This window comes from Marinobacterium sp. xm-d-530 (assembly GCF_013283365.1).
Lineage (GTDB): Bacteria > Pseudomonadota > Gammaproteobacteria > Pseudomonadales > Balneatricaceae > Marinobacterium_E.
The window spans coordinates 1-24,723 of record NZ_WBYM01000006.1; the positions used below are offsets into that span (position 1 = coordinate 1).

Annotated in this window: 26 protein-coding genes; 4 read left to right on the forward strand and 22 right to left on the reverse strand. The window is 48.7% G+C overall.

What is annotated here, in order from left to right:
* Positions 1–264 precede the first annotated feature (264 nt).
* From der to XMD530_RS10700, 16 genes are all read right to left on the reverse strand, one after another.
* Positions 265–1,701 carry a ribosome biogenesis GTPase Der gene (gene der / locus XMD530_RS10625; protein WP_173480725.1) on the reverse strand — a complete coding sequence of 479 codons (1,437 nt, stop codon included), beginning with the start codon at positions 1,699–1,701 and terminating at the stop codon, positions 265–267.
* 81 nt (positions 1,702–1,782) lie between these two features.
* The gene (gene bamB / locus XMD530_RS10630) at positions 1,783–2,931 is read right to left on the reverse strand and encodes an outer membrane protein assembly factor BamB (protein ID WP_173507126.1); all 1,149 of its coding nucleotides are present in this window, start codon (positions 2,929–2,931) and stop codon (positions 1,783–1,785) included.
* Positions 2,931–3,587, reverse strand: a complete 657-nt coding sequence (locus XMD530_RS10635; protein WP_173483754.1) for a tetratricopeptide repeat protein — start codon at positions 3,585–3,587, stop codon at positions 2,931–2,933. The genes bamB and XMD530_RS10635 overlap by 1 nt, the downstream gene beginning before the upstream one ends.
* 13 nt (positions 3,588–3,600) lie before the next feature.
* Positions 3,601–4,878 carry a histidine--tRNA ligase gene (gene hisS / locus XMD530_RS10640; RefSeq protein ID WP_173480722.1) on the reverse strand — a complete coding sequence of 426 codons (1,278 nt, stop codon included), beginning with the start codon at positions 4,876–4,878 and terminating at the stop codon, positions 3,601–3,603.
* 27 nt (positions 4,879–4,905) lie between these two features.
* Positions 4,906–5,892, reverse strand: a complete 987-nt coding sequence (locus tag XMD530_RS10645) for a RodZ domain-containing protein (RefSeq protein ID WP_173480721.1) — start codon at positions 5,890–5,892, stop codon at positions 4,906–4,908.
* The gene (gene pilW / locus XMD530_RS10650; RefSeq protein WP_217364186.1) at positions 5,889–6,662 is read right to left on the reverse strand and encodes a type IV pilus biogenesis/stability protein PilW; all 774 of its coding nucleotides are present in this window, start codon (positions 6,660–6,662) and stop codon (positions 5,889–5,891) included. Before pilW ends, XMD530_RS10645 begins: the two co-directional genes overlap by 4 nt.
* A 62-nt stretch (positions 6,663–6,724) precedes the next feature.
* Entirely contained in the window at positions 6,725–7,834 is a 1,110-nt protein-coding gene (rlmN, locus tag XMD530_RS10655) for a 23S rRNA (adenine(2503)-C(2))-methyltransferase RlmN (protein WP_173507127.1), read from the reverse strand.
* A 57-nt stretch (positions 7,835–7,891) separates the two neighbouring features.
* The gene (gene ndk, locus XMD530_RS10660) at positions 7,892–8,299 is read right to left on the reverse strand and encodes a nucleoside-diphosphate kinase (RefSeq protein WP_169450197.1); all 408 of its coding nucleotides are present in this window, start codon (positions 8,297–8,299) and stop codon (positions 7,892–7,894) included.
* Between the two features lie 139 nt (positions 8,300–8,438).
* Positions 8,439–8,777 (reverse strand): ISC system 2Fe-2S type ferredoxin, encoded by a 339-nt coding sequence (gene fdx, locus XMD530_RS10665; RefSeq protein WP_173480719.1) that lies wholly within the window; start codon positions 8,775–8,777, stop codon positions 8,439–8,441.
* Positions 8,778–8,786: 9 nt separating this feature from the next.
* Positions 8,787–10,643, reverse strand: coding sequence for a Fe-S protein assembly chaperone HscA (gene hscA / locus XMD530_RS10670; RefSeq protein ID WP_173483756.1), 1,857 nt, complete (start codon positions 10,641–10,643; stop codon positions 8,787–8,789).
* Between the two features lie 2 nt (positions 10,644–10,645).
* Positions 10,646–11,179, reverse strand: a complete 534-nt coding sequence (hscB, locus tag XMD530_RS10675; RefSeq protein WP_173507128.1) for a Fe-S protein assembly co-chaperone HscB — start codon at positions 11,177–11,179, stop codon at positions 10,646–10,648.
* Between the two features lie 19 nt (positions 11,180–11,198).
* A complete protein-coding gene (iscA, locus tag XMD530_RS10680; protein WP_173480716.1) occupies positions 11,199–11,522 on the reverse strand; it encodes an iron-sulfur cluster assembly protein IscA in 324 nt (107 codons plus the stop codon).
* Between the two features lie 42 nt (positions 11,523–11,564).
* Positions 11,565–11,945 (reverse strand): Fe-S cluster assembly scaffold IscU, encoded by a 381-nt coding sequence (gene iscU / locus XMD530_RS10685; protein ID WP_173480715.1) that lies wholly within the window; start codon positions 11,943–11,945, stop codon positions 11,565–11,567.
* 22 nt (positions 11,946–11,967) lie between these two features.
* On the reverse strand, positions 11,968–13,182 hold the full coding sequence (locus XMD530_RS10690) for an IscS subfamily cysteine desulfurase (RefSeq protein WP_173480714.1): 1,215 nt from the start codon (positions 13,180–13,182) through the stop codon (positions 11,968–11,970).
* Positions 13,183–13,219: 37 nt separating this feature from the next.
* On the reverse strand, positions 13,220–13,696 hold the full coding sequence (gene iscR / locus XMD530_RS10695; RefSeq protein WP_173480713.1) for a Fe-S cluster assembly transcriptional regulator IscR: 477 nt from the start codon (positions 13,694–13,696) through the stop codon (positions 13,220–13,222).
* Positions 13,697–13,785: 89 nt separating this feature from the next.
* Positions 13,786–14,535, reverse strand: a complete 750-nt coding sequence (locus tag XMD530_RS10700) for an RNA methyltransferase (RefSeq protein WP_173480712.1) — start codon at positions 14,533–14,535, stop codon at positions 13,786–13,788.
* Between the two features lie 129 nt (positions 14,536–14,664).
* Between XMD530_RS10700 and XMD530_RS10705 the strand changes: the two genes are divergently transcribed.
* The 3 genes from XMD530_RS10705 to XMD530_RS10715 all read left to right on the forward strand — a co-directional run bounded on the left by XMD530_RS10705 (position 14,665) and on the right by XMD530_RS10715 (position 18,006).
* The gene (locus tag XMD530_RS10705) at positions 14,665–15,465 is read left to right on the forward strand and encodes an inositol monophosphatase family protein (RefSeq protein WP_254442795.1); all 801 of its coding nucleotides are present in this window, start codon (positions 14,665–14,667) and stop codon (positions 15,463–15,465) included.
* Positions 15,466–15,539: 74 nt separating this feature from the next.
* Positions 15,540–16,685, forward strand: a complete 1,146-nt coding sequence (gene nosP, locus XMD530_RS10710) for a nitric oxide-sensing protein NosP (protein ID WP_173480711.1) — start codon at positions 15,540–15,542, stop codon at positions 16,683–16,685.
* Positions 16,672–18,006, forward strand: a complete 1,335-nt coding sequence (locus tag XMD530_RS10715; protein WP_173480710.1) for a hybrid sensor histidine kinase/response regulator — start codon at positions 16,672–16,674, stop codon at positions 18,004–18,006. Before nosP ends, XMD530_RS10715 begins: the two co-directional genes overlap by 14 nt.
* Here XMD530_RS10715 and XMD530_RS10720 read toward each other — a convergent pair.
* Entirely contained in the window at positions 18,003–18,650 is a 648-nt protein-coding gene (locus tag XMD530_RS10720; protein ID WP_173507129.1) for a response regulator transcription factor, read from the reverse strand. The two genes, XMD530_RS10715 and XMD530_RS10720, sit on opposite strands and share 4 nt — an antisense overlap.
* 4 nt (positions 18,651–18,654) lie before the next feature.
* Complete coding sequence (locus XMD530_RS10725; RefSeq protein WP_173505610.1) at positions 18,655–19,107, reverse strand: GNAT family N-acetyltransferase; 453 nt, start codon at positions 19,105–19,107, stop codon at positions 18,655–18,657.
* Positions 19,108–19,298: 191 nt separating this feature from the next.
* On the opposite strand from XMD530_RS10725, the gene XMD530_RS10730 reads away from it, so the two are divergent.
* Positions 19,299–20,819, forward strand: coding sequence for an aldehyde dehydrogenase family protein (locus XMD530_RS10730; protein ID WP_173480707.1), 1,521 nt, complete (start codon positions 19,299–19,301; stop codon positions 20,817–20,819).
* Between the two features lie 207 nt (positions 20,820–21,026).
* Here XMD530_RS10730 and XMD530_RS10735 read toward each other — a convergent pair whose 3' ends face one another.
* From XMD530_RS10735 to hflC, 4 genes are all read right to left on the reverse strand, one after another.
* Positions 21,027–22,322 carry an adenylosuccinate synthase gene (locus XMD530_RS10735; RefSeq protein WP_173483580.1) on the reverse strand — a complete coding sequence of 432 codons (1,296 nt, stop codon included), beginning with the start codon at positions 22,320–22,322 and terminating at the stop codon, positions 21,027–21,029.
* A gap of 23 nt (positions 22,323–22,345) precedes the next feature.
* Complete coding sequence (locus tag XMD530_RS10740) at positions 22,346–23,521, reverse strand: ATP phosphoribosyltransferase regulatory subunit (RefSeq protein ID WP_173483579.1); 1,176 nt, start codon at positions 23,519–23,521, stop codon at positions 22,346–22,348.
* Between the two features lie 21 nt (positions 23,522–23,542).
* Positions 23,543–23,737, reverse strand: coding sequence for a DUF2065 domain-containing protein (locus tag XMD530_RS10745; RefSeq protein WP_173480704.1), 195 nt, complete (start codon positions 23,735–23,737; stop codon positions 23,543–23,545).
* 103 nt (positions 23,738–23,840) lie between these two features.
* Entirely contained in the window at positions 23,841–24,722 is an 882-nt protein-coding gene (hflC, locus tag XMD530_RS10750; protein WP_173483577.1) for a protease modulator HflC, read from the reverse strand.
* Position 24,723 lies beyond the last annotated feature (1 nt).

Here is a 24,723-nt window from a genome sequence, read left to right on the forward strand (position 1 = left end):
TTGTCTTGTTAAGCTTTTGTGCTCAACCTCAACAAGCGCCCACACGCATTACCTGATTAATTGTTAAAGAGCGTGCCACCGATCTCTTGGTGGCTGCTTGAGTACTCGTCTCAAGCGAGGTGCGTATATTACCGACACCCGATTTTTATTCAACCCCTTTTTTGTAAAAAAACACACTTTTTTGAACATTTATTTTTACTGGGTTTGCAGTAATGAAAAACGCACCTTTAATAAGGTGCGTTTTTTGTAGGAGTGGGAGAAAGATCAGCGCTTACGCTTTTTATCTTTCGCTCGCTTCTTCATCTCTTTAATGTGCTGACGATGTCTCTCTTTTTTAGCCTCCTGGCGACCGGAGAGTTTATTCACTCTGCCAGAAAAAGGGTTATCGCCCGTTTTAAATTGGAAGCGAATCGGTGTTCCGCGCACTTTTAGAAGCGAGGTAAAGCGATTCTCAAGATAGCGCTTATAAGAGCCCGGCAGTGCGTTGGTCTGATTTCCATGCACTACAATGATAGGCGGGTTTGAACCACCCTGGTGAGCAAAGCGCAACTTAATACGGCGATTATTGACCGCTGGTGGCTGATGATCAGCTACAACATCTTCAAGCAGACGAGTCAGCTCATTAGTCGACCATTTTTTCATTGCACAACGGTAGGCTTCGTTCACTGACCGATAAAGATCGCCAACACCCGTTCCATGCAGCGCCGAGATGAAGTGGAAACGAGCAAAGGTCGCAAACCCCATGCGGCGCTCTACTTGAGTCTTAACCTTCTCTTTTGCTTCATAGTCCATGCCGTCCCACTTATTCAGTGCAACTACCAGAGCTCGGCCAGAGTCGATCACGAAGCCGAGCATGTTTAGATCTTGCTCAGTGACACCATCACGCGCATCAATGATTGCGACAACAACATTGGCATCTTTGATAGCCTGAAGCGTTTTGATGATTGAGAACTTCTCTACCGCCTCTGTCACTTGACGACGACGGCGAACCCCGGCCGTATCAATTAGAGTGTATGGCTGGCCATCTCGCTCGTATGGAATGTAGATACTGTCTCGAGTCGTCCCGGCATGGTCGTATACCACTACGCGCTCTTCACCAAGCATTCGGTTTACCAGCGTAGATTTACCCACATTAGGGCGACCAACAATGGCGATACGAATATTGCCATCATCTTCCTCTTCCGGCTCTGCGCCCTCTTCAGGGTATGGCACACCGGCTTCATCTAATGTCATATCAATCAACTGACGAACACCGCGACCATGAGCCGCTGCAATGGAGAGCGGATCCCCAATACCCAGCGCATAGAAGTCAGAGCGAGCGATATCAGGATCCAATCCATCGGTCTTATTGACTACAAGGTAGACTTTTTTCTCGTGACGACGCAGATGATCTGCAATCATTTCGTCAGCTGGGTTGATACCTGCACGAGCATCCACAAGGAACAGAACGATATCGGCTTCATCAACTGCTTGAAAAGACTGCTGTGCCATTTCACGGTCAATACCGCTCTCGTCACCCGTGATACCACCAGTATCTATGACAATATAGTCTCGCTCCCCTAGATCACCTTCACCGTACTTACGGTCACGTGTCAATCCAGGAAGATCGGCAACCAGCGCATCACGCGATCTGGTCAAGCGGTTAAACAGGGTCGATTTACCGACATTAGGGCGCCCAATTAGGGCAATTACCGGAAGCATATTGCTCACCTGATTCCAAAAAACAGAAGGCGGCAACCCGCTAGTCAGGTCACCGCCTTATATAAAATTAAAAGGCTTTTGCTATTTTAGCGTTAAAGCACTCAATTTACCCGAGTTACTGAGTACAAATGTTGTATCCCCTACCACGACCGGATCCGCCGTGACAGGTGAACTACCCAAATTGACTCGAGCGATAGGACGTCCGTCGATTTGCGACAGGGCATGTAGGTAACCCAGAGCATCCCCAAAAATTACTTCGTTACCAACCATTACCGGTGCCGATAAGCCTCGATTAGCAAAATCAGAGTTGCGCCAAACACTGGCTGACGACGAGACATCAAAGGCCTCAACCGCTCCCTTTGCATCGACCGCATAGACATTACCAAAACCGACCGCCAGCTCTTGATAAGTAGAGAAGGATTGAGTCCAGACTGTTGACGCCGTGCGCGGGTTGATCGCTACCACACGACCTTGATACCCGCCGGTCAGAATAAGATCGTTTGCTATTGCAAAGCCACCATCCAAATCCATTAGACGCTCAAACTCAGAACGACCCATCGCATCAGCCGCACGAATCTCCCAGGCTGGAATACCTGTTTCGCCCGCCAGTGCGACTACCTTACCGTTAGCAAATCCAGCTACGACACCATCACTCAGCATGAGGGGAGTACCGGTACCACGAAGCGTCAGTGCAGGCTCTTGAGCATCATAGACCCAACGAGATTCACCGGTAATGCGATCAAAGGCGGCTAGCTGACCATTCACCTGCTGAACAACAACCAGTGACGTGCCCACTTGTGGCTGAGCCGTCACTTCGGACTTCAGCTGAGCTCGCCACTGTTCCGAACCATCTTTTGCAGATAGCGCCACCAGTTCAGCGCTATCAAGAACCACTAACGCTAGATCAAACCCTGCACCGACACCTGCACTGATTTCGGCATCCAGGTCAACGCTCCAGTTCAGCGCACCCGATTCCAGCGCATAGGATGAGATTCGTCCTTGCTTATCAGAGATCAGTAACGAATCGTTTGTCACACCTGGCTTAAACTGGTGAAACTCATCCCCAAACGACGCACCCACATCTGCACTCCAAACAAGGTTGAAGGCTTTCTCTTGTTCAAACGCGACCAACTCTTGTGGGCCGGACTCTTTTTCACCAGAAAAAATACCGCAACCAGACAAAAGACTGGTTGCAGCTGCTACAACAAAGGCACGTCTAATGAGATTCATTACGATGCATCTCCAGTCGCTAAATCATCATATTTCAGTTTAATCACCTGCTTGCGCTGAGGATCGGCCGACGCCATTGCCGCTTCATACGAAGCTCTCGCTTCCGAAGCGTTACCCATTGCAGCAGCCACATCTCCCTGAACCTCAGCAAATAGTGATGGGAAATCTGAGCCACTTAACTGTGCTAATGACGCTTTAGCTGCTTCAGCTTGCCCTAATCCTAATTGCACTTTCGCTTTACGGATTGTAGCCAAAGACTTCATATCTAATGGCGAGACTTCACTCGTAATCACATAATCGAGCTGCTCAAGCGCACCTTCTAAATCGCCAGCATTCACTGATACACGAGCTAACACCATTGCCGCCATAGGGGCATAAGCGCTCGATGCATAATCTGCGCGAAGATCTTTCCCAACCTGTATCAAGGACGTAACCGCGGCATCATCCAGTGGCAAAGCGGTTGCGACAGGATTGAGAATCGACTCATACATAGCGGAAGCGTTTGCAGCAAAGTCATCTTGATACTGATTCCAGCCACGCCACCCAAACACAGCAGCCACAGCAATTACGACACCCATGATTAGGGATTTACCGTTCTCTTTCCACCAACTTTTGAGCGCTTCAACCTGCTCTTCTTCTGTACGTAGCTCAGCCACTATACTCTCCAACCTAAAGACTAAATTTACCTTTCAATTCACTGACCAGTGAATCTTGAGCAACTCGAACTTGATCGCCATTACCACGCAGCGGTTTTAAACTCACTTCGGACGCAGCACGCTCATCGTCACCGATAAGAATGGCAAAATCTGCTCCACTCTTATCAGCCTTTTTCATCTGACTTTTAAATCCACCGCCGCCGCAATGCAACTGAACTCGAAGGCCCGCCTCGTGACGAAGCGTTTCAGCAACACTCATCGCGGTCGCTAGATTATCATCCCCCATTCCGATGACATAGACATCGATACGTTGACGAACACTCTCAGGAACCAGTTGCAGCTCTTCAAGGAGAAGAACCAGACGCTCGACACCCATTGCGAAACCGACAGCCGGGGTTGGCTTGCCACCTAATTGACTCACCAGTCCATCGTATCGGCCACCGGCACAGACAGTACCCTGGGCGCCTAACGCATCGGTCACCCACTCAAATACGGTCTTACCGTAGTAGTCTAGACCACGCACCAAGCGAGAATTAACACGGTATTCGATACCCGCAGCCTCGAGCAGTGACTTCAACTGTTCAAAGTGTGCTTTGGACTCTTCGTCGATGTAATCATGAAAATGAGGTGCATCGTTCAATAGCTGCTGGGTGTTTTGATCTTTAGAGTCCAATATTCTGAGTGGATTAGACTCAAGGCGACGCTGACTGTCAGCATCTAGCTGATCTTTACGAGCCGACAGATAGCTGACAAGGTCCTCTTTAAACCGTGCACGAGCTTCAGCTGAACCCAAGGTATTTAATTGAAGCTCAACGGAGTTGATCAACCCTAAGCGCTTCCAAAGTTGAGCACTCATGATGATCACTTCTGCGTCAATATCAGGACCATCCATACCGAAAGCTTCAGCACCTACCTGGTGGAACTGACGATAGCGACCTTTCTGCGGGCGCTCATGACGAAACATTGGACCAGTGTACCAAAGGCGTTGGACTTGATTGTAAAGAAGGCCGTGCTGTTCTGCTGCACGAACACAACTTGCAGTCCCTTCCGGGCGAAGTGTCAAACTATCACCGTTACGATCTTCGAAGGTGTACATTTCCTTCTCAACGATATCGGTTACTTCACCAATTGAGCGTTTGAATAACTCAGTTTGTTCTACGATAGGGGTACGAATCTCAGCATAGCCATAAGCCTGCAGGACCGTTTTTACTTGAGTTTCTAGATACTGCCAGACCGGTGACTGGTCTGGCAGAAGATCATTCATACCACGAATGGCTTGTAGCTTTGCCAATTTTATAACCCGTAATGTGCGATCTAATTATCGCGATAATGTTAAACGGGCTACATTCTTTCTGGTATGAGGTTCTAAATCAACTGTTGAGCCATCAAAAGTTACAGAACTGACTGCATTCGCACGTCCAATGACAATTGAAAACGGGGCTTTACCTTTGATTGTCAGATCCTGTCCTTTTTTTGATAGCCCGTTAAACAGCGCTTCACCGGTAGCATCTTTGATATTCAGCCAACTGACATCGCTAAATTTAATCGTCACACCATCTGAACCACTCGTATTAACAGGTGAAGCGGTCAAGGGTTCGTTAGGCTCGGACTTTTCCGCCGGTTTGGGCTGCTCTGTTTTGACTGGAACGGCCGCCGTTTTAGATTCGAGATCAGGCGTTTCAGCAGGCTTAGGTAGCTCAATCGCTTTGGGCGCTTCAACCACCGCATCTTCATTAGACTCTTGAGTCATTGTTTTGATAGGTATTGAAAGACCCTCAGACTCTCCTGCCAATGGCGGAAGCGCCTGACTGCTCTGCTGCTCTTCAGGTTCAGAACCACCAAACAAACCGGACAGCCCAAGTGTCGGCCAATTAATTTGAGAAGCCCCAAAAGCAAGACCTGCTAAAAGAGCCGCAATGATGACCAACCGAAAGAGGAGTGTTAATAGCGAACTTGCACGACGCGGGTTGAGTTTCATCACCGTACCGGCGGTCGCTGAACCCGCTGATTTAATGGCTGAGCGGCGTTTAACAGGCCGCTGACCAATAGCCGCATTGTACTGTTCAACAAAGGTCTCGGGATCCAACCCAACTCGATTACAGTAGTTACGAATATAACCACGCGCAAACACCGGCTGACCCAATTGATCAAGGTCACCCGCTTCAATCGCAGAAAAAACAGCACTGGTTAGCTTCAGATCTCGCTGCAGCGCACCAGCAGAGATACCCAATGATTCACGGGCAGCAATCAGCTTGTGGTTTTCAAATCCTGAGAGGCTATCGCCCAATAGATCATGGTCTGTCACAGGCCAGTATCCTTAAATTTATTATACTCTTCGGAATTCGGATAAAGGTTCTTCAAAAGCAGCGCATAACTTGCCGCTTTTGATGGGTTCCCACTATGTCTGGCTAACCTTACACCAACCCAAAGACTTTTGGCAAAGTGCTGGGTCTCTTGAGCATCAAGTTGCTGTTGAAAGATTGCATAGTGTTGAGCGGCCAGTGAAGCCTGTCCTTTATCTAAGTAAAGATCTGCAAGCTCAATATGAGCCGTCACCCGAAGTGGTGACAGTGTCACTGAACGATTAAAGACGTGCTCCGCAGCGGAATCACGATCGATCAGACGGTAGCAGCGACCCAAGTTTTCAAATGCTTGTGCTCGCTGTGTATAGAAAGGATCTTCAGTTGATCTTGCTAAGGCTTTACAGGCCTCTTCAAACCGCTGCTGAGAAAAAAGAAAGGCGCCATAGTTGTTAAAGATCATGGCAGAGTTAGGGTCTGCTTGAGTGGCTCTTTGAAAATATTGATCGGCCAGTTCTGGTTCACGCTCGGCTTGAAACACCATTGCCAAACCATTCAACGCTGGGGCATAGCCAGGGTCGGCCAAAGCAGCCTGTTGAAGAGACTCTTTTGCCGATGCCGTATCACCCGCCTGGAGATATTGCATACCCAGCTTGGTGTAGGTTGCTAGGGCAGATTGATCTATTCGCCCTTTAGGTTGTTCACTCGATGAAAAAGCGGAACAGCCTGCCAAAGTAATAGAGCAAAAAAGAGTTACTGCTTTGAATAGGGACACAAAATACCGTTTAGAAACTTAAAGTTAGTTTCATTAACGATAGTAGAATAGTGTCAATAAATCTAGCTCGTTTGATTGTGAAGTTCGATGTACTTCGCACTGCGACGAGTCTTATCCTCAACCTGACCGACGAGCTGACCACAAGCCGCATCCACATCATCGCCACGAGTACGGCGAACGGTCGTAAGGATATTCCCTTTCAACATCTCAGACTTAAATGCCTGAATTGCCTGCTCAGAGGGGCGATCGTATCCAGAATTTGGAAAAGGATTAAATGGAATCAGGTTAAGCTTACAAGGCACCTGACGAAGCAACTTAACCAGCTGACGAGCATGCTCACGCTGATCGTTCACACCAGCAATCAGTGTGTACTCGATCGTTGCTACACGTCGATCCGACAGCTTATCGAAATAGCGTTTGACCGAAGCCATTAGCTCTTCGATCGGGTAGCGCTTATTGATAGGCACTAACTGATCACGCAGTTCATTGTTTGGAGCATGCAGAGAGATCGCTAATGAGACATCAGCACCTAACTCAGCAAGCTTGTCGATTTTAGGAACCACACCGGCCGTACTCAGGGTCACACGACGCTTAGAGAGACCATAGGCGTTATCTTCCATCATCAACTGTACTGCATCAAACACAGCATCAAAGTTCATCAGCGGCTCACCCATACCCATTAACACGACGTTGGATACGCGTCGTTCACCACTTGGGTCAAACGGCCCAAAGGAACGGATAGCAACACGAAGCTGAGCGATGATTTCGGCAGCGCTAAGGTTTCGGTTGAAGCCTTGCTTGCCTGTTGAACAGAAGCTGCAGTCCAAAGAACAACCCACCTGTGAAGAGACACAGAGCGTGCGGCGATCCCCTTCAGGAATCAAGACCATCTCAATCGCTGAACCACCATCCATCTGGATGACCCATTTACGGGTACCATCTTTGGACGTTTTATCCAGTAACACCTCTGGCTCACGAATTTCAGCAACCTCAGATAGGCGTTCACGTAGGACTTTGCTGATGTTCGTCATCTCATCAAACGAACTGGCACCCTGCTGGTGAATCCACTTTAGGACTTGAGTTGCACGAAAACGCTTCTCACCCATCTCCTCAAAGAAATCTTCAAGCTTAGTAGGTGATAGACCGATAAGGTTTACTTTCTGTTCTGCCATGAGCTTTGGACCAAAAAAAAGGCGCCCTCCGATCAACGGAGAGCACCTTGGGCGTCATTATGCGCCGAAGAAGTATTCGATTTCGCGTGCTGCAGAAGTAGCAGAGTCAGAACCGTGTACTGCGTTCGCATCGATAGACTCAGCAAAGTCACGACGGATAGTGCCTTCAGCTGCTTCTTGTGGGTTAGTTGCACCCATTAGTTCACGGTTTTTAGCGATAGCGTTTTCACCTTCAAGAACCTGAACAACAACTGGACCAGACGTCATGAAAGAGACTAGGTCGCCGAAGAAAGGACGCTCTTTGTGCTCTGCGTAGAAACCTTCAGCATCAGCTTGTGAAAGCTGTTTCATCTGCATAGCAGAAACTTTTAGGCCTGCTTTTTCGAAACGAGAAACGATCTCACCGATAACGTTTTTAGCAACAGCATCTGGTTTGATGATAGATAGAGTACGTTCAGTAGCCATGACTGTGTAATCCTTTAATTAAATTATGGGTTAAAATTTGTGCGCGGATTATACGTTATGCGACGAAAGATAAATAGCCCTTCAACCACAACAAAAAAGGCCCGCTTTACGGACCCTTTTCAGAGATGCTTTAGAAGGATCAATGCCCTTCTGATACCTGATTGATGGTGTATTTAGGAATCTCAACAACAAGATCTTCATCACCGACAACGGCCTGGCAACTTAGTCTCGATTCAGGCTCAAGGCCCCAGGCCTTATCGAGCATGTCATCTTCTAACTCGTCGGACTCCTCGAGGCTATCAAAACCCTCACGGACGACGACATGACAAGTAGTGCAAGCACAAGATTTTTCACAAGCGTGCTCAATATGAATATCGTTCGCCAGTGCTGCATCACAGATCGTAACACCCGGCTCCACATCGATCACTTTGCCGTCTGGGCACAACTCTTCATGGGGTAGGAAGATCACTTGAGTCATTACATTTACCTAATCTAATTGATCAACGCGCTGGCCTTGCAACGCTTTTTGGATTGATTGATCCATTCTGCGGGCTGCGAAGAAGTCACTTACTTGGGCGAGATGCTCTACGCCGGACTCTATCGCTTTAGAGCTCGCACCATCACGAAGCGAACGCAGAACGTCAATTTCTGAAAGAAGATCCTGTCGCTCCTGATCGCTCAGCAACTGCTCGCCATCTTCAGCAATCGCCGCTTCAAGCGATACGATTAAACGATCTGCCTCAACCTGCTGTTCACGCAAGGCGCGCCGCTCTTTATCATCTGCAGCAAACTGATAAGAATCCGTTAGCATCTGAGTAATTTCAGAGTCACTCAAACCGTAAGAGGGTTTCACTTGAACCGCACTCTCAATACCGGTTGATAGCTCTTTGGCTGAGACATTCAATAGACCATCCGCATCAACCTGAAAGGTGACTCGGATTTTAGCGGCGCCAGCCGCCATAGGAGGGATACCGCGCAGAGTAAATTGAGCCAGTGATCGGCAGTCATCTACCAACTCACGCTCACCTTGCAGCACATGCACCAACATAGCCGTTTGACCATCTTGGTAGGTTGTAAACTCTTGAGCGCGAGCAACAGGAATCGGCGTATTGCGATGAATTACCTTCTCAACCAAACCACCCATAGTCTCCAACCCTAAAGAGAGAGGGAGCACATCTAACAGCAGCAGCTCTGCATCCGGTTTATTGCCCGCTAAAATATCGGCCTGAAGAGCTGCACCCACCGCCACCACACGATCAGGATCTATGTCGGTATGAGGCTGGCGATTAAAGAACGCCTCGACCCCAGCAACAACGGCTGGCACACGAGTTGAACCACCCACCATCACAACATCGTTGATCTCATCTGGCTTGATGCCCGCATCTTTTAAGGTACGTTTGCAGGCACGAAGCGTTTTCGACACAAGGGGTGCCGTCAACTGTTCAAACTGCTGACGCGTCACCAAAACTTCTTGATCATTAGCCAAGGTTAGAGTGACTGAATCTGAATCCGTCAGTGACTCTTTTGCACGGCGCGCTTGAACCATAAGAGATCGCATAACCGCAGGTGTACGCTCTAGCTCAGGCGCTTGCTCTAGCAACCATTCAGCTAAAGCGTGATCAAAATCATCACCCCCAAGCGCCGAATCTCCACCCGTAGCCAGCACCTCAAACACACCCTTAGTCAGGCGCAGTATAGAGATATCAAAGGTACCGCCACCTAAATCGTAAACCGCTACGACGCCTTTATCCTGTTGATCTAAACCGTAAGCGACCGCTGCCGCAGTAGGCTCATTCAGAAGGCGAAGAACTTTCAAGCCGGCCAGCGTGGCCGCATCTTTGGTGGCCTGACGCTGTGCATCATCAAAGTAGGCTGGAACCGTAATAACAGCCCCTTCAAGCTCACCACCCAAAGATTCGGCAGCACGAGCTGAAAGCGCTTTAAGAATATCCGCAGAGATTTGAACCGGACTCAAATCACCCAAGGCTGTTTTGAGGTAGGGCATCCCCCCCTCGCCTTCTGAAAACTGATAAGGAAGTTGATCGCCTAAAGTTAACACTTCATTTGAGGAGCGACCCATTAAGCGCTTAATGGATTGAATCGTGTTAAATGGATCGTCGCTTACTCTCGACAGCGCTTCAGCACCGACGATGGCACCAGCCTCTGAGTAGTGGACAACCGAGGGCAGCAAATGGCGCCCTGCCTCATCAGAAAGTGTCTCTGCAACACCATTTCTAACCGACGCCACCAGTGAATTAGTGGTGCCTAAATCGATCCCTACCGCCAACTTACGTTGATGGGGATCCAAACTCATTCCGGGCTCTGCAATTTGCAAAAGCGCCATGACTAAAACTCCTCATCGAGGCGATCTTCCATGGCCTCTATCTCAGACAGTAGTTTCTTTAAAAATTGCAGCTTGCGAACAGACTCTTCAGCCGACTCCAAATCACCACCCGCATAAGCCACCTGAAAATGATCAAAGCAGGCTTTTTCCAACTCCACAGTTTGTGACTCTAAAGCTTCTAGAGTAGCGAAAGGGTCTGCGGCTTCGGGCGCTTCAGCTAAGGTTTCGCGAAGCTCCATCTGCTGCATTAAAAAGTCCATTGGCAGCTGCTTTCTTGACTCTTCACCGGTCAGCACACCTTGTAATGAGAGAAGGTACTGTGCACGCGAGAGTGGTGACTTAAGCGTTTCATAGGCGGTGTTGAGGTGAGTACTGTTCTGCACAGCCTGGCGCTGTTCAGCATCACCTTTGTGAGCAAATCGGTCTGGGTGATACTCTTTTTGCAGCTCTCGAAACGCTGTATCGAGGAGTGCACGATCAAGAACAAAACCTGCTTCAAGACCGAAGAGTTCGAAATAGTTTTGAGAAAGATTCAAGAATTAAGCCTTAACCGGTTTAAACATGGAAACTTTCGCCGCAACCACACTCACTGGCGACGTTCGGGTTATTGAACTGAAAGCCTTCGTTGAGCCCCTCTTTGACGAAGTCGAGCTCTGTACCCTCTAGATAGACAAGGCTTTTTGGATCAACAACAACCTTAACGCCCTCAAACTCGTATACAGAGTCTTCACTGTTAAGTTCGTCAACATACTCCAGAACGTACGCCATGCCTGAACATCCTGAGGTCTTAACCCCTAAACGGATACCAATGCCCTTGCCGCGTTTTTCTAAATACTTAGCCACATGGTTAGCAGCTGCTGACGTCATCGAAATTGACATAAAAACCTTCTACCTAAACTGTCTACCAGAGGTTAAATGCGATTACTTCTGCTTGCCGCGGTAATCTTCAATGGCTGCTTTGATTGCATCTTCTGCCAAAACTGAACAGTGAATCTTAACTGGAGGAAGCGCTAGCTCTTCAGCGATTTTAGCATTTTTCAGCTCAGCCGCCTCGTCCAGTGTCATACCTTTGACCCATTCAGTCACTAATGAGCTAGATGCAATGGCAGAGCCACAACCATAGGTTTTAAACTTTGCATCCTCAATCACGCCGTCATCACTGACTTTGATTTGAAGTCTCATTACGTCACCACATGCAGGTGCACCGACCATGCCGGTACCTACGTGTGGATCATCACTTTCCATTTTGCCAACATTACGAGGATTCTCGTAGTGATCAATTACTTTATCGCTGTAAGCCATGCTGATCTCCTCTCACTGAGTATTAGTGATGTACCCACTCAACCTTAGTTAAATCCACACCGTCCTTGTACATATCCCACAAAGGCGATAATTCACGAAGTTTTTCTACGGCCACACGTGCTTGTGCCGCTGCGTAATCCACCTCTTCATCGGTCGTAAATCGACCAAAAGAGAAACGGATCGAGCTGTGCGCCATCTCATCATTGAGGCCCAATGCACGTAGCACGTAAGAGGGCTCAAGGCTTGCTGATGTACAAGCAGAACCAGAAGAGACCGCCAAATCTTTCAGAGACATCAGAAGTGATTCACCCTCAACAAAGGCAAAACTCACATTCAGGTTGCCTGGGTAGCGCTGCTCAACAGAACCATTGATATGAACCTCTTCCATATCGCTGATTTGTGACCAGAAACGATCACGAAGTTCAGCCAAACGCTTATGCTCTTGCTCCATCGATGCTTGAGCAATCGCGCAGGCTTCACCCATACCAACCAACTGGTGAGTTGCCAAAGTACCTGAGCGCATACCGCGCTCATGGCCACCACCATGTATTTGAGCTTCAATACGTACACGTGGCTTACGACGCACATACAGTGCACCGACACCTTTCGGGCCATACATTTTGTGGCCACAAAGTGACATTAGATCGACCTTCATCTCGGCCATATCGATTGGTAACTTGCCAGCACTTTGCGCAGCATCTACGTGGAACAGCACACCGTGCTTACGAGTCAATTCACCGATCGCCGCAATATCAGTAATCGTGCCAATCTCATTGTTGACGTGCATCAGAGAGACAAGAATGGTGTCATCGCGAAGCGCATCTGCCACCATCTGTGGCGTAATCAGACCGTCGCTACCCGGTGTTAGGTAGGTCACTTCATACCCTTCACGCTCTAATTGGCGACAGGTGTCGAGGACCGCTTTGTGCTCAATCTTAGAGGTAATGATGTGCTTACCCTTCTTATGGTAGAAGTGCGCAACACCTTTAATGGCCAAGTTATCTGATTCGGTAGCGCCTGAGGTCCAGACGATTTCACGAGGGTCTGCACCAATCAACTCTGCTACCTGGCGACGGGCAGTCTCAGCCGCCTCTTCCGCCTTCCAACCAAACAGGTGCGAACGTGACGCTGGGTTACCAAAGTTACCATCTGGGGTAAGGCACGCCATCATCTTTTCAGCAACACGAGGGTCCACCGGTGTTGTCGCTGAGTAATCTAGATAGATCGGCAGTTTCATACTCTCTCTCCAAAAACGTTAAACTGAGTTATGGCTCTTATGCGCTGGCAACAGAGGGAATTAACCCGTCAGCTGCCGTACTTTGGCTTTGACGATCTGCAACAGCCATTACATCCCTGCGTTTCAAAAGATCTGCAAGGCTAATATCACTAAGAAAGTTGTGGATCTGATCGCTAAGATCGCTCCACAGATGGTGCGTCAAACAGGTCTCACCGGCCTGACAGTTACCTTGGCTGTTACAGCCTGTAGCATCAATCGATTCATTAACCGCATCGATGATAGATGCTACAGTAATCTGTTCGCACTCCAGATTGAGCAGGTAGCCTCCACCTGGCCCCCGCACACTGGTCACCAGTGCGCACTTACGCAACTTGGCAAAAAGCTGCTCAAGATAGGATAAAGAGATACCCTGTCTTTCAGAAATATCCGCCAAACTGACTGGTCCTTTCTCTTTGTTGAGCGCCAAATCAAGCATCGCGGTTACGGCATATCGCCCTTTGGTTGTAAGTCGCATAAGACCTTCCTACACCCTATTGTGTTAAAGGTATTATCTAAAACCCTACAAAAACAGTCAACTATTAATCCTACAATTTTAGTCAACTATTAATCTTTACGGATTGAGCGATTTATCTTGGTCAAAATGCCACGCAAAATATTGACCTCTACTTTGTCTGGTACCGCCCTTAGTAGCAGTCTTCTTAACCGAGTCATTAACTGTCTTGGATTATCAGGCTCGAGAAACTTAATATCGATCAGTGTCTGCTCAAGATGATTAAACATCAGCTCAATCTCTTTTTGATCTGCCAACTCAATATCCCAATCCACACCCCATTGCGGCGCTTCTTCAACCACCGACTCTTGCAGCGCCATGCGCAGTTCATACGCGATCACCTGCACAGCTGCGCCGACATTTAATGAGCTAAAATCGGGATTGGTCGGAATATGAACATGCAGATGACAAGCGTGCAGCTCTTCATTGGTTAAGCCACGATCTTCACGACCAAACAGAATAGCTACTTTGAAATCATCTGAAGAGTGGGAGAGTCGCTCTGAAACTTGAGCTGATAACTCTCTAGGGTTAACGATCGGCCAAGGGATGTGACGACCTCGAGCACTGGTGCCCACCACCAACTGACAATCCGCAACTGCTTCCTGTAACGACTCAACGACCAGTGCAGATTCAAGAATATCATCCGCTCTCGAAGAGCGAGCATTGGCTTCAGGGTGAGGAAAGAGTTTGGGCTCTACCAGACAGAGTTCAGACAGCCCCATATTCTTCATAGCACGCGCAGCAGCACCAATGTTCCCTGGGTGGGTGGTATTAACTAACACGATTCGGATTTTATCTAACATCTGTCTCTCCCTGAGCGGGCGTGATTCTAACAGATGACGCCATGAATCACATCTGCTCGATAGTAGCGGTTTTGTAGCGGTCTGAGGTATAATGAAATTCGCTCTTTTAACAATTCCGGATACTTACTGATGCAACCAATGGTTAACATCGCCCTACGGGCTGCCCGTCAGGCTAGTGAACAGATCACTCACGCTTTAGAACGTCTCGACCTCATTAAAAGCGAGCAGTCGAGTGTCGCTACTTTTTTAAGCGATACGTGCAAAAACGTTGAACGCACTATTGCGTTTAACATCCAAAAAGCGAACCCACACCACAGCATCTTCGGTGAGTATTCAGGTGAGTACCCAGCTCAAGAAGAGGGCCCTAACCCTTGTGAGTGGCGAGTACACCCTATCGACAGTGTTGTTCACTTTTCAAACGCAATCCCCTCTTTTGCGCTGTGCATTACTGGAACTATCCGCGGTAAAGTTGAACACGCACTGATTCTTAACCCCATTACCGGTGAAGAGTTTACTGCGAGCAACGGTCAAGGCGCACAGCTAAACGGCAAACGCCTTCGTGTCAGCAACAGCAAAGCGCTTGATAGCACTCTGATCGGAACCGGTTTCTTGGGTCGTCCTTCAGACAAGAGCAACCTTGATCTACAACTGAACATTAACCGCGCATTGATTGAAGCGAACGCTGACATTTTCAGCACCGGTTCTGTCGCACTGAATCTAGCTTACACTGCAGCCGGTCGAATTGACGGCGTTGTTCAGAAAGGCGTGGTGGCAGAAGAGATCGATGCAGGCCTACTCATTCTTCGCGAAGCGGGTGGCCTATCGGCTGATTTTACAGGCGGAACTGACATCCGCGGCAAAGGTGAGCTGATCGCCGCTAACCCGAAACTGTTTAAAGCACTGGTTACCAAGGTTCATAGCCTTAAATAATCATTCTAAAGGCGGGTTGATCCCGCCTCTGTTTTTTCTATACTGGGTGTTCTAAAAACAAAAAGAACACAACAGTGAACGCTCAATCGATATTTACCGCTTCGTCCAGCAACAGCGATCCCGAACTGGCCGTGAAAGAGCTGAAACATCAGCTCAACGATCCCTCAATTCAATTTGTACTGTTCTTCTGTTCAGCCTCTTTCAATCTTGCGAAGTTGGGCTATGCATTAAACGAACAGTTTCATGACATTGGCATTTCAGGCTGCACGACAGCCGGAGAGATAACCCCTAACGGCTATGAGCGCGGGTCGATTACAGCCATTGGTTTCTCTAACCAGGATTTTTGTGTTCAAGTCGGCTCCGTGAAGAACCTGAAACGCTTCACTCTAGGCAATGCTCAAACCATGCTGGATCAGTTGCGGTCACAGTGCACCCTTTCAAGCGCTGCACTGAACGGCTTTGCCATTACTTTGGTTGATGGCCTTTCAATTGACGAAGAGATCTTTCTTGCCACCCTCAACTCTGCACTTGGCTCAATCCCCAGCTTTGGCGGATCGGCGGGTGATGACGTCAATCTAGCCACCACCCATGTCTTTTTTGACGGTGATTTCCATACCGACGCGGCGGCCGTTTTGATGGTCAATACACGATTTGAGTTTGAGGTTTTTACAACCCACCACCTACTCCCAACCGATAACAAGTTTGTGGTGACGGACGCTGAACCGCAAAACAGAAAAGTCAATGAACTCAATGCCGACCTAGCGGCGACCGAGTATGCCGATGCACTTGAGCTATCAGTCGATCAGTTAAATAACGATATCTGCACGCTCAACCCCTTGGCTGTCAAAATTGGTGAGCAGTATTTTATTCGCTCCATCCAATCCATTGAGCCCGATTCCAGCCTGACGTTCTTTTGCGCAATGGAGAATGGCATCGCGTTAACACTGATGCAGCCCAAGGATTTAAAAGAGAATCTGATCGATCTATTCAATGGCATTGAGAGTCGCATTGGAAAACCACAGATAGTGATTGGCTGCGACTGTTTTTTACGACGCAGGGAAGCCGAACTTAAAGGTGAAGATCAGCAGGTTTCAGAACTTCTAAAAGCCTTTAATGTGATTGGTTTGAACACCTACGGTGAGCAATTCTCAGGCATGCATATTAACCAAACTTTTACTGCAGTCGCCATCGGACAGAGACGGTTGAATGAGTCAGTCTGAGTTAGACGCTGCGCAGAAAGAGAACGCAAAGCTGCGCAAGATCAACCAAGCGCTGATAGAGCGACTGGAGTCAGGCGCCGTTCAACTGGCAAACCCCTACTCCGCCTTTGAGCATTCCGTTACGCTTGCTGAACAGGTCAGAGAGCGCACCGATGCACTGAACCAAGCGCTGGAAAAGCTTAACCTAAGCCATAGAGAGCTGAGTCAAGCCAACCAAGTCGCCGAGCAAGCCAATCTCTCAAAAACGAAATTCCTAGCGGCCGTTAGCCATGATCTACTGCAACCTCTGAATGCCGCCAGACTGTTCGCCACCACTCTCGCCGAGCAACCCTTGGATGATCGTCCAAAGTCACTGGTAGATTCGATGACTCGTTCACTCAACGATGTAGAGAACCTTTTGAGAACGCTGGTCGATATCTCCAAGTTGGATGCAGGCGTTGTCCATGCGGATAAAACCAATATCAGAGTTGCACCGATTTTGGAGCAACTCTCAACGGAGTTTGAGGCTGCGGCTCAACATGCCGGACTGAAGTTTAAACATCGAACCTGTAACGCTTGGGTACACAGTGACTCGCTGCTACTGATTCGATTACTGCGCAATCTTCTGACCAACGCGATCCGCTATACCAAAACAGGCGGCGTCCTACTCTCCGCAAGGCAACGTGGTGACAAATTGCTGATACAGGTATGGGACACTGGTGAGGGAATTAGCCAAGAGGATCAGAAGAGCATCTTTGATGAGTTCAAACGACTACCCAATGCGGACAAAGCGCACGATAAAGGGTTAGGGCTTGGCCTATCGATCGTCGATAAAATTGCAAAGGTGTTAAACCATACGTTGACTGTGACATCGACACTGGGCAAAGGATCAGTCTTCAGCCTTGAGATCCCAATTTTAAATAGAGCACAGGAGCCGGCTAACGATCCATCCCCCCTCCATCCTTCTCTCTCCTCATCCCTTCAGGGTAAACAGATCCTCGTGGTCGATAACGATGCGACCATTTGTGAAGCCATGAGTCAGCTTCTCACACACTGGGGGGCTAATGTCGCGACCTCACTGAACGGTGAAGCCTTAGGGGATAAGATCGATCTGGGAAGCGTTGATCTGTTAATCGTAGATTACCATCTGGATCAGGGTACCGGCATCGATCTAGCAAAGCGTTTACTTGAGCAGAGCTCCATCGATATTCCTGTACTGGTCGTGACGGCCAACCATAGCCAGAGTCTCAATGAGACGATTCGACAAGAGGGTTTTAGCCTGCTGCACAAACCGCTAAAGCCTTTACTCTTTAGGCAGCGCTTGCGACAGCTGTTGGGCTAGAGATAGATCGAAAAGTCTATGGAAGAGGCTTGATTAGCCGCCTGAACACGGTTATCGACACCCAATCGACGCAGTATTTCAGAGACGTGCGTTTTAATTGTGCTCTCTGAAAGGTTTAACTCATCACCAATCTGTTTGTTTGAGCGCCCTTGGGCAAGCTGCTCTAACACCAAAAGCTGTTTTCGAGTCAGCGCCCTCAGCGTATCGTGAAGCTGATGACTACCATTCTGCTGAAGTGACGCTTGGCGCAACAGCTCTGCAGGCATGTAGAGATCACCCGCCAGTATTTTCTCTATCGCCTTACCGAGGGCCTGCTTAGGCAGAGACTTGGGCACATAACCCACGGCTCCAAGTGCTAAAGCTTGCAGTACTAGTTGTTTATTCTCCTCTGCGGAGACAATGGCAACCGCAACATCGGGATGGTGAGATCGAATGTGTTGCAGTCCTGATAAACCTTGAACCCCAGGCATATTAAGATCCAATAGAACCAGGTCCGGCTGCTGCGCTTCAATGAGTTGATCAACCTCGCTGAATTGACCGCACTCGGCGACTTGCTCATCGGGGTAGAGGTCGATTAAAACATTAACGACCGCCTCTCTATATAGGGGGTGATCATCAACGACTAGGAACTGGTAAGAAGGCATAGGTTTAAGCGTCTCGAATCATGCCAATGTGAGCAATACCGCACTCATCGTAGACTTCACCATAGGATTGAAAACCAAAGCGCTGATAAAACGCCTCGACGGGTAGTTGTGCCGACAAGCGAATAGCGACACCCGGCGCGAGGGTCTCCAGTATATGAATCGCCTCTTCTGTTAGGGTGTTTGCAAACCCTTTTCCCCGTTCGACTTTGGGAACTAGGACCCTACCGATCGAGGATTCAGCATAGACTTGGTTGGGTAAGAATAGTCGTGCATAAGCAACCAGTTCACCGGCACTGTTTTCTAACCAGAGGTGCTGCGCAATCTGATCTTTATCATCCAGATCTTCACATTGACAGCTCTGCTCTAAGAAAAAAACGTTCGAGCGGTGTTTCATGATCTTGTAAAGCTGATCAATCGATAGCTCGTCAAAAGTTTTGAGAAAACGTTTTGTGGTCACTGACTACTCCTTGAAAGTAGTTCGATTCTATCACTACTTTCCCGCACACCACATTGCTCTTTCAAAAACGGTACTTTAGTACCAATTAAAAAGAGCCTTATGGCCGATAGGGGATCTTATCGAAACTCTTCATAGTGAGGTCAGGCTAATCAATAGCCCCTCGACTAAAAAAAACAAATGAGGATTCTTCGATGATCTATGCAAATCCAGGCAGCGCAGGCGCTGTTGTCTCTTTCAAAGCAAAATACGGCAACTACATCGGCGGCCAATGGGTAGAACCAGTTAAAGGCCAATACTTCACAAACCACACTCCTGTAAACGGTGAAGCGATTTGTGAAATCCCACGTTCGACTGAAGAGGATATCAACCTAGCGATTGATGCTGCTGAAGCAGCTAAAGATGCATGGGGCACAACCTCTGTTACAGAACGCTCTAACCTACTGTTAAAAATTGCTGACGTTATCGATGCAAACAGTGAAATGCTGGCGGTTGCTGAAACTTGGGACAACGGTAAAGCCGTTCGTGAAACCCTAGCAGCCGATATCCCACTCTCTTCTGACCACTTCCGTTACTTTGCCGGCTGTATTCGTGCACAAGAGGGAAGCATTGGTGAAATTGATAATAAAACGGTTGCCTACCACTTCCACGAGCCACTGGGCGTGGTTGGACAGATTATCCCATGGAACTTCCCACTACTGATGGCTGCCTGGAAACTGGCACCAGCTCTTGCCGCCGGTAACTGTGTGGTTCTTAAGCCTGCAGAGCAGACTCCTGCCTCAATTTTGGTTCTAATGGAGCTGATTGGCGATCTTCTACCTGCGGGCGTACTTAATATTGTAAACGGCTTTGGTGAAGAGGCTGGGCAGGCACTGGCTAGCAGTAAACGCATTGCCAAGATTGCCTTCACAGGCTCTACGCCTGTTGGTTCGCACATCATGAAATGTGCAGCAGAAAACATTATTCCATCAACCACTGAGCTAGGCGGTAAATCACCTAACATCTACTTCTCTGATGTCATGAATGCTGAGCCTGAATTTGTCAGCAAAGCCGTTGAGGGTGCGGTTCTAGCCTTCTTCAACCAGGGTGAAGTGTGTACCTGTCCATCACGTCTTCTTGTACAAGAAGATATTGCAGACGAGTTCCTTGCGATGGTGGTTGAACGCGCTAAACAGATCAAACGTGGTAACCCACTGGATACTGACACCATGGTGGGTGCTCAGGCATCACAAGAGCAGTTCGATCGCATTCTTAACTACCTACAGATCGGTCGTGATGAGGGTGCAGAGGTATTGATGGGTGGTGACGTTCACGCAGTGGATGGCGATCTATCCAAAGGCTACTACATCCAACCAACTCTTCTTAAAGGCAGCAATGACATGCGCGTCTTCCAAGAGGAGATCTTTGGACCGGTTGTCTCAGTCTGTACCTTCAAAGACGAAGCGGAAGCACTGGCAATCGCTAACGATACCACTTTCGGTCTTGGTGCTGGTGTATGGACACGCGATAGCAACGTTCAATACCGTATGGGTCGCGGCATTCAAGCCGGTCGTGTATGGATGAACTGTTACCACCTCTACCCTGCTCACGCAGCATTTGGTGGATACAAGAAATCAGGTGTTGGCCGTGAAACGCACAAGATGATGCTGGATCACTACCAACAGACCAAGAACATGCTTATCAGTTACGACATTAACCCACTGGGTTTCTTCTAACGCTTCCAAAGTGCTTGCCCCCGCCAGGGGGCTTTTTTATTCCCAGGATGGGATGTATCCAGCGGTTTCAGGGATGAAATAGAGCTGGGCATATCCAGGATGGGATGTATCCAGCGGTTTCACGGATGAAATGGAGCTGGGAATACCAGCTTTGCTGGCAAAAAAAAGCCGGCTTATTAAGCCGGCTTTCTAGTATCAAGCAACGAATTACGCGTCGTAGGGATCACGTAAAACGATGGTTTCAACACGGTCTGGACCCGTCGAAACGATGTCGATAGGCGCTTCCATTAGCTCTTCGAGCTTAGCGATGTATGCACGCGCATTCTCTGGCAACTGTTCTAGAGTTTGAGCACCGATTGTCGACTCACTCCAACCAGGCACTGACAGGTACTGTGGAGTCACTTTTTCGTAATCTTCACTGCCGTTCAAAGAGTATACGTCGTTACCTTCAGCATCTTTATAGCCGGTACAGATCTTGATCTCTTCCAGGCCATCCAATACGTCCAGTTTAGTCAGACAGATACCAGACACAGAGTTCACTTGAATCGCATGTTTCAGTGCAACTGCGTCGAACCAACCACAACGACGAGCACGACCTGTAGTCGAGCCAAATTCATGGCCACGTTCAGCAAGGCGCTGGCCGATTTCACAATCCAATTCAGTTGGGAAAGGACCACCACCAACACGTGTCGTGTAAGCTTTAGTAATACCTAGGATGTAATCTAGGTAGAGTGGACCAAAACCAGAACCCGTAGAAGTACCACCCGCCGTTGTATTCGAAGAGGTTACGTATGGGTAAGTACCGTGGTCGATATCAAGAAGAGAGCCCTGCGCCCCTTCAAACATGATATTTTGACCCGCTTTACGCATTTCGTGCAGTTTAGCGGTCACATCCACGACAAGCGGAAGCAACTCTTCTGCCATTTCGAAACACTCTTTAAGGACCGCTTCGTAGCTTACCGGTTCTACTTTGTAGTAATTCTCTAGCATGAAGTTATGGTACGCCATCACCTCTTCTAGTTTCTTAGCGAACATCTCGCGATCCTGAAGATCACCAAGACGTAGACCACGGCGAGATACTTTGTCTTCGTATGCTGGTCCAATACCACGACCTGTAGTACCGATCTTGGCATTACCGCGAGCGATCTCACGCGCCTGATCCAGCGCAATGTGGTAAGGCAGAATCAGGGGGCAAGCTGGGCTAAGACGTAGACGTTCACGAACAGGAACACCGGTCTCTTCAAGCTGCTTCATCTCTTTTAACAGAGCGTGCGGAGACAACACCACACCGTTACCAATCAAACACTGAACGTTTTCACGAAGAATGCCTGAAGGAATCAGGTGAAGGACGGTCTTTTCACCATCGATTACCAGAGTGTGGCCCGCATTGTGTCCGCCTTGAAAGCGAACAACCGCTGATGCTTTATCCGTTAGAAGGTCAACGATTTTACCCTTGCCCTCGTCACCCCATTGGGTACCGAGAACTACGACATTTTTGCCCATTAGTATCTCAACTATTCGTTTACTTAGAGAGTGGTAACAGTCCACTCAGAATTTTCTTTTACCAGACGACGATCGCAGTGCGTTGGCACTGCTGCATTGTCTAGCTCATAAACCACTCGTTCGCCCTGCGCACGCAGTGCTGCGACAGCTAGGACCAACGATGAATCTTCCATTTTCGGCGCCAAAATCGCCAAACTTGGCTCTGGCACTTCATCCAACGCCAATGTAACCAGTGTTTTCAGATCGGCACTGAAGCCAGTAGCGGGACGCGCACGACCAAAGTCCGCACCGATCTGGTCATAGCGACCACCTTTTGCCAGCGCTTGGCCAAACTTAGGCGAGTAGGCTGCGAAAACAACACCTGTATGGTAGCTGTAACCGCGCAGCTCACCCAGGTCAATGTAGATACCGATTGATGGGTGCGCTGTTTTAACACGATCAGCAATCGCAGCAACGTGATCGACAGCAGCAAGAATGGCCGCGTTATCCGCAAAGAGTTCGCGTGCACGCTCCAGCGCCTGCTCTGAGCCATTTAAGGTACCCAAGGCGGCAAGCTTGTTTTTGATCGAGTCTGATTGATCAAGCTGATCAACAAATTGCGACAGCTCAGGCAACGCCTTACGCTCTAGAATATCGATGTAGCTGGCAATCTCCGCTTCAGAAAGACCCGCTTCGGCAACCAATTCAGTGAATACACCTACATGGCCTAGATCCAGATTGATTGCTCCTTTGACACCGACCTGAACCAAAGTGTCGAGCATCAGAGCGATGACTTCTGCATCACTGTCAACGCCTTCGTGCCCGAACAACTCAGCGCCAATCTGCATGGGGTTGCGCGATGCCAACATATTCACCGCACGAGTGTGAAGTACTGAACCACAGTAACAGAGACGGCTCACGCCATCTGAACGCAGACGATGGGCATCAATACGCGCGACCTGTGGCGTAATATCCGCTCGAATACCGAGCATGTGACCAGAAGTCTCATCGGTCACTTTGAAGGTACGCAGACCTAAGTCACCACCCACACCGGTCAACAGTGACTCAAGGTGCTCAGCAACCGGAGGCATCACTAACTCGTACCCCCAGCCATGAAACAGATCCAACACTCGACGACGAACCAGCTCAACCTCGCGCGCAACGGGAGGGAGCAACTCTTTCATACCGTCAGGAAGTAGCCAGCGATCAGCCAACGCCATTATAAAAAACTCCGATACTCTTTATTTAGAAAGTATGAGTAGTGCAGTGCCTATTAACATAGAGGCCAGGCCAAAAGCACGAAGGGTCTTATCATTCACCATCGCCAGTTGACTCACCATAGAGCGCCAGCGGTGTGGATAGAGAAAAGGAATGATCCCTTCTATCACTAAAACCAAACAAAATGCGAGCCAAAGCTCGTGCCAAAGTTCAGACATCTTAAGTACTGCTAAATCACAAAAAAACCGGGGCACGCCCGGTTGATCAATTTTAACACGAAAACGGGTGCCAATGGCACCCGCTTTTTAACACGACCTTGGTTTAGTTGGTCGCGTTTGGAGATGCGTTCTGCAGGTAACGGAAGAACTCACTATCCGGCTTCAGCAGCAGTACATCAGATCCATTATTGAATGACTCTTTGTAGGCAAGAAGACTGCGGTAGAAAGAGTAGAATTCACTGTCCTTGTTAAATGCTTCTGCATAAATACGTGCCGCTTCTGCATCACCCTCACCTCGAGTCACCTCCGACTCACGATAAGCGTTCGCTAGGATAACGGTGCTCTGACGGTCAGCATCTGCACGGATACCTTCTGCAAGCTCTTGACCACGTGAACGAAGCTCACGTGCCAGACGCTCACGCTCTGTGCGCATACGTTGGTAGACCGAGTTTGACACTTCAGACGGTAGATCGATTCGTTTAACACGAACATCAATCACGCTTAAGCCTAGCTCTTTTTCACTCAGCTCTGTCAGTGATGAAACGACGGTATCCATCACCTCTTCACGCTCACCAGAGACAACCTCAGTTAGGGTACGAGTACCAAACTGGTTACGCAGACTGGTCTCAATACGCGTCGACAAAAGATCTGCCGCACGGAACGAGTCACCAGAGGTTGCGGTGTAGTACTTCTCTACATCCGAGATAATCCACTTAACGTAAGAGTCTACCACTAGACGTTTTTTCTCTAGGGTAAGGAACGACTGTGGGCGAGTATCCAAGGTTTGAACACGAGCATCGAACTTACGAACGGTGTTCACAAATGGAATTTTAAAGTGCAAACCGGGTTTTAGATCGCTTTCGACCACTTCACCAAACTGCAGCTTCACGCCACGCTCGGTCTCTTTAACGATGTAGACCGAGTTACTAACAATCAACAACACCAATACGGCAAGTACCGATGTAAACATCGAAGTCGGTTTCATA